The organism is Duganella margarita, assembly GCF_009857535.1.
GTDB lineage: Bacteria > Pseudomonadota > Gammaproteobacteria > Burkholderiales > Burkholderiaceae_D > Rugamonas > Rugamonas margarita.
In genome coordinates this window covers 49,922-64,133 of record NZ_WWCS01000007.1, presented here as the reverse complement: position 1 = coordinate 64,133, position 14,212 = coordinate 49,922, and the positions used below count along the sequence as shown (strand labels likewise).

Below are 14,212 nucleotides of genomic sequence, written 5' to 3'. Positions count from 1 at the left end.
ATTTATATCAATTAAGCGTGGACTGCCGGGCACTGGCCCACCAGCTGAACTGCCTGACTGCTTTCTTGCATCAAATCGGCGATGGTCGGCGTGACCACGCCGGCCGCTGCCGCGTCGCTGGCGGCGACGTTGAAGTAGACGTCGGTCATGTCCGCCGTCTTGCCGTTGCTCATGGTGACGCTGCTGCGTTCCAGGTGCAGGTTGTTGTTGGCGTCCAGGAAAGGCAGCTCGGTGTAAGCGACCTTCAGGCTGGTGACGCCCGCTTGCGCCAGACTCAGCAGCTCGCCGGCGTCGGTCTTGCCGTCGCTGTTGGCGTCCTGCCAGATGCGCAAATCGGTGAAGTGCGTATCCCTGGCATCGACCACGCCGTCGCCGTTGCTGTCGTAGGTGGCCAGCTTGGCGAAGCCCGAACCTTTGCTGGCGCCGCCGAACAGCTCGCTGATGTCGTCGATCTGGCCGTTGCCGTTCTTGTCGATCGCCAGGAAGCCGTCGTTCTTCGACAGCCAGCCGGACTGGATCGCCTTGCCGGTGCCCAGCAGGTCGAAGCTGCCGGTCATGTCCTGACGGGCGATGGTGTGGATGCCGTCGCCGTTGAGGTCGATGGCGATCGGCGTGATGCTGGCATCCCAGCTCATGTCGTTCTTGCCCGAAGTCAGCGTGATGGTGTCGGTCTTGGTGGTGTTGACCGGGTTCTTGGCGTCGCCGACCACGTCCGAATCGATGCTGTCGTTGCTGCCGGCGTTCTTCACGCCCCACTTCCAGTCGCTCATGTTGTAGGTGGCCTTATCCGAAGAGAAGTACACCTTGACGTTGGTCTTGTCGAACGCCAGGTAGTAATCGCCCGGATTCAGGTCGGTGAATTTGTAGCTGCCGCTGGCGTCGGTCTTGATCGTGGTGCCGACCTGCTTGCCGGTGACCGCGTCGAACAGCGACACGCTGATGCCGCCGATGCCCTCTTCACCGCTATCCTGGATACCGTTGTGGTTGGCGTCGCGCCACACCTTGTCGCCGATGCTGGCCTTGCGGTAGATGCCGGCGTCCTCGGTGGTGATGTTCTGGCCGGTCGCCAGGGTGATGGTGCCGGTCTTGCCGCTGCTGCCCGACACGGTGGTGATGTCGGAATCCTTGGCATCGGTGCCGACGCCGGACTTGGTGAAGTACCAGCCGCTGTTGTTGACCACTTCCACCTTGTAGTTGCCGGCGCTCAGGTCGTCGAACAGGTACTGGCCGCCATCGTGGGTGACGGTGGTGCCCTTCAGCGCGCCGGTGGCGGCGTCGTACAGCTTGACGGTGACGCCATCCACGCCCTTCTCGCCGCTGTCCTGCACGCCGTTGTAGTTGCTGTCTTCCCACACGCGGTCGCCGATGCTGGCCGATTTGACCAGGCCGGCGTCATGGGTCTTGTCGACCTGCCCGGAGCTGAGCGTGAACTGCGACACCAGGCCGGTGCTGTCGGCGTCCGAATCGGCGCTGGTGCTGCTCCCCTGGTTTTGTTTGGTGAACACGTAGCCGTCCGGCGCGGTGAACTGGACCGAATACTTGCCCGGGGTCAGATCGCTGAACGAATACAGGCCGCTGGCGTCGGTGGTAGCGGTGGCGACGGCGGCGCCTTTTTCATTCAGCAGCGTGACCTTGACGCCCTTGGCGGCGGTCTCGCTGCTCTGCTGGATGCCATCGCCGTTGGTGTCGTACCAGACCTTGTCGCCGATTTCGCCTTTTTGATACAGGCCGGCGTCCAGCGTGGTGACGTTCTGGCCGGCGGTCACGGTGACCGAGCCCAGGTTGCCGCTGGCGTCGGCATCGCTGTCGGTGGCGCCGCTGCTGCCCTGGTCCTTGGCGGTGATCAGGAAGCCGCTTGGCGCCTTGATGCCGACCGAATAGGTACCCGCTTCGACGGAGAATTTGTAGTTGCCGTTGCTGTCGGTGGTGGTGGTCTTGACCACCGCGCCGTTGACGTCGCGCAGTTCGACGGTGACGCCGGACTTGCCGGCTTCGCCATCATCCTGGATGCCGTTGGCGTTCTTGTCGATCCACACGCGGTCGCCGATGGTGGCGGCGGCCAGCACGCCGGCGTCCACGCTCTTGTCGATCTGGCCCGAGGTCAGCTTGACCACGTGCGACACGCCGGCGGCGTTGACGTCGGAGTCGATGGCGTCATTGCTGCCGACATTGGCGGTGGTGAAGGTCATCCCTTCCGGCAGCGAGGCCTTGTCGAACACCACGGTGTAATTGCCCGGTTTCAGGTTGCTGAACTGATAAGCGCCGTTGGCGTCGGTGGTGACGCTGGCGCCAACCTGCTTGCCGTCGGCATCCAGCAATGTCACTTTCACGCTGCATACACCGGATTCGCTGCTGTCTTGCAGGCCGTTCTTGTTGGTATCCAGCCAGACGCGGTCGCCGATGCTGCCCAGCTTGTACAGGCCGGCATCGACGGTGGTGTTGACCTCGCCCGCTTTCAGCGTGACAACTGCGCTCTGGCCGGTGCTGCTGAAGTCGCTATCAATGGTGTCGTCGGCGCCGGCGTCCTTGCCGGTGAAGTAATAGTCCTTCGGCGCGGTGACCGACACGGTGTAGCTGCCCGGATCGGCGCTAAAGCTGTACTTACCGTCGGTGCCGGTGGTGGTGGTCTGCACCACTTTGCCGGTGCTGTCCTTCAGCTGCACGGTCACGCCGCCAATACCGGCTTCGCCCGCATCCTGCACGCCGTTGCCGTTCTTGTCCTCAAACACCAGGTCGCCCAGCTTGGCCGGGACGGCGACGATGCCCGCGTCCAGGTCGGTGTAGACCTGGCCCGAAGTCAGGGTGACTTGCGCGGTCTTGCCGGTGGTGACGTTGGCGTCCGAATCCTTGGCGTCGTTGCCGCCCAGGTCGGCACCGGTGAAGATGTAGTTGGCTGGCAGGCTGGCTTTGTCGAACTGCACGCTGTACGTGCCCGGCTTCAGGTTGGTGAAGCTGTAGTTGCCGTTGGCGTCGGTGGTGGCGGTAACGCCGGTCGGATTGCCGGCCGCGTCCAGCAGGATGACCTTGACGTTGGCCACGCCGGCTTCGCCGCTGTCCTGCACGCCGTTCTTGTTGGTGTCCATCCAGACCTTGTCGCCCAGCGTCGCGCCTTTGTAGAAGCCGGCGTCGACATTGTTGTTGGTCTGGCCGGCGGTCAGCGTGATGACATCGCTCTGGCCGCTGGCGTTGATGTCGCTGTCGACCGCGTCCACGCCCTTGTGCTGGTCGGTGGCGGTCATGCCGGTTGGAGCCGTCACGGACACCGTGTATTTGCCCGGATCGACGGTGAAGCTGTACTTGCCATCGGCGCCGGTGGTGGTGGTCTTGACGATGTTGCCGTTAGCGTCCTTCAGGTCGACCTTGACGCCGACGATGCCGGCTTCGCCGCTGTCCTGCACGCCGTTGCCATTGGTGTCTTCCCACACGCGGTCGCCCACGGTGGCTTGCTGAATCACCAGGCCGGCGCGCAGCGTCAGGTCCTGGCCCGAGGCCAGCGTGACTTGCGCGGTCTTGCCGGTACCGGTGTCGGCGTCCGAACCGATGCCGCCCGGACCGCCCTGGGCGGCCGAGGTGAAGTCGTAGCCGGCCGGCAGGCTGCTCTTGTCGAACTGCACGCTGTACTTGCCTGGGGTCAGGTTGGTGAACTGGTAGTGGCCATCGGCATCGGTGGTCGCCGCGGCGCCCGGCACGGCAACGCCGTTGGCGTCCAGCAGGATGACCTTGACGCCGGCGGCGCCGGTTTCGCCGTTGTCCAGGCGGCCATCACGGTCGGCGTCGAACCAGACGACCTGGCTCAGCGAGGCCGGACGGTAGACGCCGGCATCGATGTCGTTGTTGACGTCGCCCGACGCCAGCGTGACCGTGGCGTTGCCGGCAGCATTGACGTCGCTGTCCAGCGCGCCATTGCCGCCCTTGCCGGCGCCGGTGAATACATAGCCCGACGGCGGCGCCACCGACACGATATACGTGCCCGGATCGACGGTAAAGCTGTACTGGCCGCCGTCATGGGTGACCACGGTGCTGACCACGTTGCCGCCGGCGTCCTTCAGCGAGACGGTAGCGCCATCGACGCCCTGCTCACCGGTATCCTGCACGCCGTTGCCGTTGGTGTCTTCCCACACGCGGTTGCCGACAGTGGCCTGGACCACCACGATGCCGGCATCGACGTCATCGTTGTGGTCGCCCGAATTCAGCGTGACTAGCGCGGTCTTGCCGGTGACGACGTCGGCGTCCGAGCCGGTATCGGCCGCGCCCTGGCCGGCGGTAGTGAACACGTAGTTGGCCGGCAGCGAGGCTTTGTCGAACTGTACGCTGTACGTGCCTGGCTTCAGATCGTTGAAGCTGTAGTTGCCGCTGGCGTCGGTGGTGGCGGTGATGCCGGTCGGGTTGCCGGACGCGTCCAGCAGGATGACCTTGACGCCGGCCACGCCGGTTTCGCCGCTATCCTGCACGCCGTTGCGGTTGGCGTCCAGCCAGACTTTGTCGCCCAGCGAGGCTGGACGATAGAAACCGGCGTCAACGTCGGTCTTGACCTGGCCCGGCGTCAGCGTGATGACGGCGGTGTTGCCACCGGCGTCGATGTCGCTGTCGGCGGCGGCGTCGCCGCCCTTGCCGGCGCCGGTGGCGACGTAGCCGTCCGGTGCGGTGACCGATACCGAATAGGTGCCGGGATCGACGGTAAAGCTGTACTGGCCGCCGTCATGGGTGGTGACGGTGCTGACGACTTTGCCGCTGCTGTCCTTCAGCGCGACCTGCACGCCGTCGATGCCCTGCTCGCCTGCGTCCTGCACGCCGTTGCCATTGGTATCTTCCCACACGCGGTCGCCCACGGTGGCTTGCTTGATGACGATGCCGGCGTCCAGGTGCTGATTGCTGTCGCCCGAATTCAGCGTCACTTGCGCGGTCTTGCCGGTGTTGACGTCGGCGTCGGAATCCTTGGTGGCGTCGCCGCCCTGGCCTTGCGCGGTCAGCAGGTAATTGGCCGGCAGCGTGGTCTGGTCGAACTGCACACTGTAGGCGCCCGGTTTCAGGTTGCTGAACTGGTAGTGGCCGTTGGCATCGGTGGTGGCGGTAGCGCCGGCGACCGGGTTGCCGCTGGCGTCCAGCAGCGTGACCTTGACGCCGGACACGCCGGCTTCACCGCTGTCCTGCACGCCGTTGCGGTTGGAGTCGTACCAGACGGTGTCGCCCAGCGACACGGGACGGTACAGGCCGGCGTCGGCCTTGTTATTGGTTTCGCCCGGCGCCAGCGCAATCGGCGCGGTGCTGCCGGCGGCGTTGATGTCGCTGTCGGTGGCGTCGCTGCCGCCCTGGCCCTGCTGGGTGGCGACATAGCCGGCCGGAGCCTGCACGGTGACCGAATAGGTGCCGGCGTTGACGTCGAAGTGGTATGCACCCGAGGCATCGGTGGTGGTGCTGGCGACGACCTGGCCGCCGGCGTCCTTCAGCTGCACCGTCACGCCGGCGATGCCTGCTTCGCCGGCATCCTGCACGCCGTTGCCGTTGGCGTCTTCCCAGACAAAATCGCCAAGGTGCGCCTGTGGCACTTTGAAGGTCAGGTAATTCGGCGTGGCGCTGGTGTCGGCCGCGCCGCAGCCCACCGTGCCGCCCGCATCGCGCACTTTGAAGCCGACGTCGAAGCTGCCCGACGTGGTCTGGCTCGGCTCGAAGGCCAGCTTGCCGGCGGCGATGTCGGCGGCGGAGACTTCCGCGCCAATGGCCACGGCCGCGCCGTTCAGCGTCAGTTTGCCGGCGGTCGGCAGCGAGGTGATGATGACGGACATGAAGGCGTCGTGCTCGACCTTGTCGACGAAACCGAAGTCGGATTGCGCCAGCGCTACCGAACTGCCGTTGCTGAGGTTGAAGGTCTTGTCGGCGCCGGTCGGCGCATCGTTGACCGGGTCCACCACCACTTGCAAGCTCAACGTGATGTTGTTCGAGACGCCGGGCCCCTGGTCCAGCACGAATTCGAAGGTGGCGAACTTGCCGTTGTAGTTTTCCGCCCACTGGCCGGGACGCACGTAGATAGTATCGGCGTCGACCTTGCCAATCAGCCCAGTGTCCTTGGTGGTAACCGTTCCGTCGGGCAATACCACTGACATTGCGTTGATTTTCAGCGTGGTGCTGGCGGTGTAGCCAGCGCTGGCCAGCAGATCGCGCACGTCAAAAGTACCGTTAGTATCTTCGCAAATGTGAATAGTGGTAGCAAGACTGATCGAACTCATACAGGGCCTTCAAAAAAATAGTTTTTGGAATTATCAATTGGGGCCCACACGGCTGACTACGCTGATTGGGTAGGCAGTGGCGGGTAAGGCAAAAATGGCATCACGGTGTTGGAGTGATACCTGCCGGACATCTAAGTTGTCGCAATTATAGCGAACATTTACTTACAATAATTAATTATTTGCATAGTAATGTGGTTTTTCCGTAATGGTTGTTTCCATAAAGAATTAATTCAACAAAACCCGCAATGCCCTACAATCTCGGGATGAACGAAATTACCCTGGCCCTGCCCTTCGCCCTGCCTCCGCCTGAATTGGCAAAAGACTTGTTACACGCCCTGAAGACGCCGGCGCTGGCCGCCCTGCTGGGCCGCCACAGCGCGCTCCAATATAGCGAGTTCGACAACAATAGCCGCGTGCTGCCGCATGAGTCGTGGCTCAGCAACGCGCTGGGTCTCGGCGACAATGCCGCGCTCGCCAGCGCCTGTATGCGCGGCTGCGGCCTCGGCGAGGCGGCCGCGCAAGGATATTGGTTCATGCTGCAACCGGCCTATGTGCAAATCTCGCGCACCCATTTTCTGCTGACCGACCTGCGCGGCCTGCAACTGAGCGAGGCCGATTCGCGCGCCCTGTATGAGGTGGCGCGGCCCTATTTTGACGATATCGGCAAGCCGCTGCTGCATGGCGCGCCTGGCCTGTGGTTTGTGCGCGCCGACGACTGGGTCAGCCTGAGCACCGCCTCGCCGGACGCCGCCACCACCCAGAGCATGGGCGACTGGCTGCCGGAGGGCGAGCACGCGCGCTCCTTCCGCAAGCTGCAAAATGAAATCCAGATGCTGTGGCATGAACATCCGGTCAACGAAGCGCGCCAGGCGCGCGGCCTGCAACCGGTGAATTCCTGCTGGTTGTGGGGCGGCGCCGGTCCGGCTGCGCCGAGTGGCCGGGTAGCCATCAGCGCCGACACCGCGTGGATGGCGACACTGGCGGCGCCAGAACTGCGCCAGCCAACGGCGCAGCAGCTGATCGCTCAACCGGGCACGGTGCTGCTGGCCGACCTGATCGCGCCAGCGCAAGCGGGCGACTGGGCCGACTGGCTGGCGCGCATGCAACGCATCGAGCAGGAATGGTTTGCGCCGCTGCTGGCCGCGCTGAAGGATGGCCGCATCAGTAGCGTCAAGCTGGTGCTGAGCCACCGTTTCGGCACCAGCACCGTCACCAGCAGCAAACTGGCGCAACGCAAATTCTGGCGCCAGCCGTCCCTGAATCCTTTGTTGAAGCAATCATGACCCGTATCGCCACCCGCAACATCCCGTTCCGCGAATCCGAAATGCTGCGCCAGAACGGCATCCACCCGGTGCTGGCGCGCCTGTATGCTGCGCGCGGCCTGACCGATCCGAAAGAGCTGTCCAGTGAGCTGGCGGCGATGATTCCGCCATCCGGCCTGCTGCACATCGGCGCCGCCGCCGTATTTCTGGCCGACTCCATCGCTGCGCACAAGCGCATGGTGATCGTCGCCGATTACGACTGCGACGGCGCCACCGCCTGCGCCGTGGCGCTGCGCGGGCTGCGCGCCATGGGCGCCGATATCGACTTCATCGTGCCGAACCGCTTCGAGTACGGCTACGGCCTGACGCCGGAAATCGTCGAACTGACCGCGCGCGAAAAGCAGCCGGACATCATCATCACCGTCGATAACGGCATCGCCAGCATCGACGGCGTGGCGGAAGCCAACCGGCGCGGCATCGAAGTGGTGGTGACCGACCACCACCTGCCGGCCGACACCCTGCCCGCCGCGCGCGTGATCGTCAATCCGAACCAGCCGGAATGCGGCTTCCCGAGCAAACATATCGCCGGCGTTGGCGTGATGTTCTACGTGCTGCTGGCCTTGCGCGCGGAACTGCGCAAGCGCGGCGTGTTCGACGCCCAGACGCAGCCCAAGCTGGACAACCTGCTGGACCTGGTGGCGCTGGGCACAGTGGCCGACGTGGTCAAGCTGGACGCCAACAACCGCATCCTGGTGGCGCAAGGGCTGAAGCGCATGCGCGCCGGCCGCATGCACGCCGGCGTGGCGGCGCTGTTCCGCGTGGCCGGCCGCGAGCCGCGCAACGCCAATCCGTTCGATCTGGGCTTCGCGCTCGGGCCGCGTCTGAACGCGGCCGGCCGGCTGGAAGATATGTCACTGGGGATCGAATGCCTGGTCACCGACGACGAGGACCGCGCCTGGCAGCTGGCGCAGCAGCTCAACGAAATCAACCTGAAACGGCGCGAGATCGAAGCCGACATGCAGGATGCGGCGCTGCTGCACCTGGACGCCTTCGAACCGGCCGAAAGCAGCACCATCTGCGTGTTCGACGACTCCTGGCACCAAGGCGTGATCGGCATTGTCGCCTCGCGCCTGAAGGAGAAGTTCTACCGCCCGACCATTACCTTCGCGCCCGGTGCGGACGGCTGGATCAAGGGATCGGGCCGCTCCATCCCCGGCTTCCACCTGCGCGACGCGCTGGACCTGGTGTATAAAAAAGCGCCGTCGCTGATCGACAAATTCGGCGGCCACGCGATGGCGGCCGGCCTGACGCTGCGCGCCGACGCTTTCGACGCCTTCGCCAAGGCGTTTGAGGAAGTGGGCCGCGCGTGGCTCAGCAAGCAGCAGCTGGAACGCGTGGTCGAAACCGACGGTCCGCTGGAAGACGCCTACTACACTACCAACTTTATCGAACTGATGGCCGGCCAGGTTTGGGGCCAGGGCTTTGCGCCGCCGGTGTTCTGCGACGATTTCCGCGTGGTCAGCCAGCGTATTTTGAAAGAGCGCCACCTCAAGCTGCTGCTGGAGAAAAATGGCGCCCGTTACGACGCCATCTGGTTCGGCCACACCGACGCACTGGGCGACCGCGCCAAAGTCGCCTTCCGGCTGGACGCCAACGAGTATAACGGCGTGACGAAAGTGCAACTGCTGGTGGAGCACGCCGAGGCGGCATAATTGAAAACGGATTGTATTTTATCCGAAAACGGAGTATAAAGAATCCATTACCGGAGGATTTATGCTGAACTATGCCTACCCTCGCAGCCGTTTCGAGCCGACCGTACTGGTGGATCTCAACGCCAAGGCCGAGCGCGAACGGCTGTCGCAGTCTGCCCTGAAGGGCTTTTTCAAGCTGGTCGGCACCTGGAAGGTGCGCGACGAAGATGCACGCCAATTGTTGGGCGGCTTGTCCAACAGCGCCTATTACGACTGGAAGAAAAACCCGGAACGCACGCTGGAAGTCGATTGCATCACGCGTATTTCCTACCTGCTGGGCATTTACAAGGCGCTGCACATCATCTACGGCGACAAACTCGCCGATGAATGGATCAGCCTGCCCAACAACAACCAGATTTTCGAGGGCCGCACGCCGCTGGCATATATGCTGGGCGGCGGCCTGCTCGCCATGCAAACCGTGCGCCAATTGCTGGACGCCCGCCGCGGAGGACTGTAAGTGCCGGTCAGCCTTGTTCCGCCTTTAACCGCGCTGCGCCAGTTCGACACCTGCCGTTTGCTGCCCTCCCGCTTTGCGGACGTGGAGGATTCCGTGCTGGCGCCGTTGGCCGACAGCGATGCCCACCTGCGCGACCTGTTCGACCTGGATAACGCCACCAACGCACGCCTGCGCACGCAAAACGGCGGCGCGGCCGGCATCAATGTCGATGAACTGGTGTTCGGCGTGCCGAACTTCCGCATCGTCAACGCCGCCTTTACCTATGCGCATCCGCAGGGCAGCCGCTTCAACGACGGCCGGCGCGGCGCCTGGTATTGCGCATTTGACGCCGAGACGGCGCTGGCGGAAGTCAGCTTCCACAAGGCCGTGGAGTATGCGGAAATCAACCGCTTCGACGATAGCGTGCAGTATCAGTGCATGCTGGCCGATTTCACCGCCACCTTCCACGACCTGCGCAACCAGCCGCGCTATGACGATTGCCTGGCGGCGGACAGCTACGTCGCCTCGCAGACGCTGGCCGAGCGGCTGCTGGACGGCGGTTCGCTGGGGCTGATCTACCCGAGCGTGCGGCGCGAGGGCGGCATCAACCTGGCCTGCTTCCGCCCCGCCCTGGTGGGGAATGTTCGCAAGGGCGCGGTCTATCGTTTAACATGGCAAGGCAGCCCTGTACCGAAGATAGAAATTATTTAATATGCAAACCAAACCAGAAAAAGACCTCGAACTCCGCGCCAAAGTGAACCGCGAAACGGCGCGCCTGCCATGGAGCGAGCTGCTGAAGCATTTCGCGCAAGGGAACGTGGTGTGGGTCGCCAATTCGCTGGACCTGGTCGAGGTGGCCGTCCGCATCTCGCACGACGACAAGGCCAACATCAGCCAGTGGATGAACTCCGGCCTGCTGGCCAAAGTGACCGACCAGCAGGCCGCGGCATGGCTGGCAGCCGACGCACAGCTGTGGGCCAGCGTGGTCAGCCCTTTCATCCTGGTACAGGAACAAAAGGCCCTAAACTAACTGCTCACTGGGCGTACAGGTAGCCGCAGCTTTGATCGGCAATGTCGCGGGCCAGAATGCGGTCGTACAGGCCGACGTTTTGCTTCAGCGTACGTTCGACATCTTCGGCCAGCAGCAGCCCGGCGGCGACCTGGCGTCCGGCGGCAGCGCGCACGGCGGCCACGTAGGCGTCGCGCGTCGCGTAGCGCTGCTCCAGACTAGGCCGGGGATCGCCGGCCGCGACGCGCTCCGCTTCGGTGCGGGCGAACGGCACAAAGCTGCCGTCAAAGCGCGAGGTGGCCCAGGCGAAGCGGGTGTCGGAAGCGCGCAGGTTCCAGCCGGTATGGGTGCCCAGCGGCGCTTGCAACTCGACCAGGCGCACGCCGCCTTTGTCGTTGCCGTCGGCGTCCGGCGCCGGCACGCGGGTTTCGTAGTCGTCGCCGTGGCCGGGTGGCACGCTGTCAGCGATGCCTTGCGTGGCGAAGCGGCGGCCGAAGTTCAGGCGCGGTTCGCGCAGGTTCTGCGCCGGCGGCGTCAGCCCGAAGCCCTTGGGGAAAATGGCGCGGTAATCGGCCACCGTGGTGAGCGTGCCGTCCGCCAGTTGCGGATAGGCGCTGGCGGGCGGCGGCTTGCCGTTGACGGTCCACTCGTCGAGCGCCACGATCAGTGCGCGCATCGGCAGGTAATGATCACTGGTCGAGACGCAGGCGGTGAACGGCGCGCGCCTGGCGGAGCGGCCAACATAATGCTGGGCGCCCATGAAACCGTAGATGCGCACATTGTCGGCCGGCGCTACATCGCGCTCCCCGTCGGGCGTGGTGGCGATCAGCGAGGCGCCGCGGTTCCAGAATTCGGTGGAGGTGTTGGCGTAAATTAGCTTGGGCAGCCTGCCCTGTTTGTCGCGCGCCTTGTCGAGCGTGGACGCGGTGAGGCCGCTGACCGGATCGCGCGCCGGCGCGCTGGTGAACGGGAAAGCGTCGGCGGGATAGTCATGCTCCTCCATCATTGATGGATGGCGCGTCGGTTGCGCGAAGCGGCTATTGAAGCCCGCCGAGCCGCCGGCGCCGGGCACTTGCAGATACGCGCCGCTGAATACCAGCTTGCCGCCTTCGTCGACGTTGAGGCCATCATGCAGCATACGGGCGATGACGCGGCCGGACTGGCTGATGCCGAACATCAGCACATTGCGCGGCGCGGCGGCGTTTTCAAATGGGTGATCGCGGAACCAAGACAGCAGGTCGCGGATGCCGGCCAGCCCGGCGCCGGTGACGTAGGGGTCTTTCGCCACATACGTGAGTTCATAGATGGTATCGGGCTGGAAGCCGCCTTCCAGCTGCACCCGCCCGGGACCGCCCTTCAGGTCAGGCTCGACGAATCGCCAGGCGCTGCGGGCGATGGGGCGGCGCTGGTCGTCGGGTCGCGCACGCGCGGTCAGCCGCGCGTGCGGATCGTTGGCCACGGCCGGCTCATACGTCAGGCCGCGCATGCCGGCGTAGGTGGCCATGTCGGTTGGCGTGTTGACGGTGAATTCATTCTGCACCCTGCCCTTGACGCCCTTGGCTACCGGCGGCGCAAACACCAGCGGCCGCGGCGCCGGCATGCCGGCCGCAGGGGGCGCAGACGGCGCGACGTCCCACGTCCACGCGGAGAACAGCAGCGAAAACCCGTGGCGCATCCGGAAGCCGTCGCCCGCATCGGCGGCGGTGGTGGGATCGTTATGTGCCGGACTGCGGCCGTTGACCTGGCCGAGGATGGCGATGTTGCCGCGGTTGTTCACATCATAAAGCAAGGTGGTGGGTTGCGCGCCGGCCCGCCGCAGCATTGGCGGCAGTGACCACCGCAAAGGCAGCCAGGGCGATCGACATGCGCGGCAGGGAGAAGCTGGGTACCGGGTGCAGGCTCATAAAAAATATGCTGGGCAGTTGGGACTGTCCAGCATATTAGCAGAGCGGATTAGTTGGAGAGCAGCAGGCTGGCGATGATGCCGGTGGTGATCGCAACCAGCACATAATCGCCGCCGGTCTGGACCCAATGGTAGCCACGCGGCGGCGCGCTCAGACGGTGGCCGCGCCAGTCATCCACCACATACTGGCGATTGCGGTATTCCGGCGGCAGGCGGCCGCCCTTGCGCAGATCATGACGCGGGCCGGCGCCACGGTCGTCACGGCGGTTGTCGTGTTGATCGGCGCGGCGGTCGTCATGGCGATCATTCTGTCGGTAGTCGGTACGGTCGTTGCGGCGCTCGTCGGAACGGCTGAAATCCGGGCCGCCGCGACGGTCGTCATCACGGTGGCGGTCCTGCGCCGAAGCCGCGCCGGTTACGCCAATAAAGGCTGCCAGGACGGCAGCGGTAATCAGTTTGTGGTTCATGTTGAACTCCTGTTATTTGCTTCGATAGAGTCAGCTTACCCCGCACCATCAAACTGCTCTGTACGCTGGCGTACGTTGTTCAGGTCGGTGTGTCGACCTCGTCCCATTCGCGGTCTTCAAAGCGCACCAGCCAGTTCAGCGCATGGTGGCGCTCCTGCAGCACGCCGTCGTTGATGCCGGCCGGTGCCGCAGTTTTCTTCAGGATGGCCTGGCGGCTGGCCCAGTGCAGACGGTAATGCAGGTCCAGCGCATCGAGGATCTCGCCCGCAGCGCGCGCCACGGGCTGCTTGCGCAAGCCTTCGGTGCCACGATCGATAACGGTGCTGGAAATCGACGCCACGTCGCAGATCGCATCGGCGAACGGCAGCGCCTCTTGCAAACCCAATGCCCATTGCAGCACCAGGATCGCTTCGTAACGCCACAGGAACTGGGTGATCTCCTGCTCGCTCGGCGTCTCTTGCGCCAGGAAGGCGCGTTCGGCGTCGGTGAGCGCGGCGAAGGCCGGCGGGAAGCGCTGCTGCAAGTCGGCCACCGTGATCGGCGTCTTGCTGGTCAACGATTCAGCGCGGATGGCGACCACAAACAACGCCAGCATGCGGCGCAGGATGTCTTCCGGCGCGCGCAGGCGTAGTTCCAGCTCGGACACCAGCGGCGGCAGATCGGCCGGGGCATCGATTTTCAGCGCGGCCAGTTGCGCGTCGGTGCGCGCCTTGCGTTGCCAGGCTTGCGGCGGGTATGGCATCACCGCGCCAGTACCGGCCTCGGCATCCTCGCCGGAAGCGGCCAGCAGCATGCGGCCTCGCGGATCGCGCACCGTACCGTCCTGCATGAACAGCAGCGCGTTGGCGCTTTCCGCCCAGGCGTGGAAAGCCGCCATGTCGGCCGGATCGACGGCAAAGCTCAGATGGTGCCGTACGCGCTGCAGGTGGCGGATCACGTGATAGCGGGTGCGCGTCATCTTGCCGCCGTTTTGCTCGGCCAGATAATGCATAAAGCCGTTCAGGTGCGGCGCCAGTTCGGCGTCGTTGTAATCCCGGCGGCCGTTCAGTACATGTGGAAAGCCCGGCTTGGGCAGGTCGCCGACGGTGCAGTAGGCGTTGAGCAGAGTGTGGTTGCTGATGTCCTTCGGGGAGAACAGCTGCTTCAGTCGATTGAGCATA

At 64.5% G+C, this 14,212-nt stretch carries 9 protein-coding genes; 5 read left to right on the top strand and 4 right to left on the bottom strand.

The window, feature by feature from the left end; genetic code table 11:
* Positions 1-11: 11 nt before the first annotated feature.
* Positions 12-6,161, bottom strand: coding sequence for an SdrD B-like domain-containing protein (locus GTP55_RS12800; RefSeq protein ID WP_161045326.1), 6,150 nt, complete (start codon positions 6,159-6,161; stop codon positions 12-14).
* 326 nt (positions 6,162-6,487) lie between these two features.
* Here GTP55_RS12800 and GTP55_RS12795 point away from each other — a divergent pair, with 326 nt between their 5' ends.
* The 5 genes from GTP55_RS12795 (at position 6,488) to GTP55_RS12775 (ending at position 10,703) form a co-directional block, all read left to right on the top strand.
* A complete protein-coding gene (locus GTP55_RS12795) occupies positions 6,488-7,507 on the top strand; it encodes a hypothetical protein (protein WP_202423693.1) in 1,020 nt (339 codons plus the stop codon).
* Positions 7,504-9,198: a single-stranded-DNA-specific exonuclease RecJ gene (gene recJ / locus GTP55_RS12790; protein WP_161045324.1), complete on the top strand. Its 1,695-nt coding sequence runs from the start codon at positions 7,504-7,506 to the stop codon at positions 9,196-9,198. Before GTP55_RS12795 ends, recJ begins: the two co-directional genes overlap by 4 nt.
* A gap of 61 nt (positions 9,199-9,259) precedes the next feature.
* Entirely contained in the window at positions 9,260-9,694 is a 435-nt protein-coding gene (locus GTP55_RS12785) for an antitoxin Xre/MbcA/ParS toxin-binding domain-containing protein (protein WP_161045323.1), read from the top strand.
* Positions 9,695-10,384: an RES family NAD+ phosphorylase gene (locus GTP55_RS12780; protein WP_161045322.1), complete on the top strand. Its 690-nt coding sequence runs from the start codon at positions 9,695-9,697 to the stop codon at positions 10,382-10,384. It begins immediately after the preceding gene.
* Between the two features lies 1 nt (position 10,385).
* A complete protein-coding gene (locus tag GTP55_RS12775; RefSeq protein WP_161045321.1) occupies positions 10,386-10,703 on the top strand; it encodes a DUF2288 domain-containing protein in 318 nt (105 codons plus the stop codon).
* 4 nt (positions 10,704-10,707) lie between these two features.
* Here the strand turns inward: GTP55_RS12775 and GTP55_RS12770 are convergent, their stop codons facing one another.
* From GTP55_RS12770 to GTP55_RS12760, 3 genes are all read right to left on the bottom strand, one after another.
* On the bottom strand, positions 10,708-12,459 hold the full coding sequence (locus tag GTP55_RS12770; RefSeq protein ID WP_161045320.1) for an alpha/beta hydrolase domain-containing protein: 1,752 nt from the start codon (positions 12,457-12,459) through the stop codon (positions 10,708-10,710).
* Between the two features lie 176 nt (positions 12,460-12,635).
* On the bottom strand, positions 12,636-13,052 hold the full coding sequence (locus GTP55_RS12765) for an RcnB family protein (RefSeq protein ID WP_161045319.1): 417 nt from the start codon (positions 13,050-13,052) through the stop codon (positions 12,636-12,638).
* Positions 13,053-13,131: 79 nt separating this feature from the next.
* Positions 13,132-14,211: a DUF4272 domain-containing protein gene (locus GTP55_RS12760; protein WP_161045318.1), complete on the bottom strand. Its 1,080-nt coding sequence runs from the start codon at positions 14,209-14,211 to the stop codon at positions 13,132-13,134.
* Between the last annotated feature and the right edge of the window lies 1 nt (position 14,212).

What these genes read in the sequence shown, in the direction of transcription:
- recJ (WP_161045324.1), top strand. Translation starts at nt 7,504, where the DNA reads ATGACCCGTATCGCCACCCGCAACATCCCGTTCCGCGAATCCGAAATG.
- GTP55_RS12775 (WP_161045321.1), top strand. Translation starts at nt 10,386, where the DNA reads ATGCAAACCAAACCAGAAAAAGACCTCGAACTCCGCGCCAAAGTGAAC.
- GTP55_RS12795 (WP_202423693.1), top strand. Translation starts at nt 6,488, where the DNA reads ATGAACGAAATTACCCTGGCCCTGCCCTTCGCCCTGCCTCCGCCTGAA.
- GTP55_RS12785 (WP_161045323.1), top strand. Translation starts at nt 9,260, where the DNA reads ATGCTGAACTATGCCTACCCTCGCAGCCGTTTCGAGCCGACCGTACTG.
- GTP55_RS12765 (WP_161045319.1), bottom strand. Translation starts at nt 13,052, where the DNA reads ATGAACCACAAACTGATTACCGCTGCCGTCCTGGCAGCCTTTATTGGC.
- GTP55_RS12760 (WP_161045318.1), bottom strand. Translation starts at nt 14,211, where the DNA reads ATGCTCAATCGACTGAAGCAGCTGTTCTCCCCGAAGGACATCAGCAAC.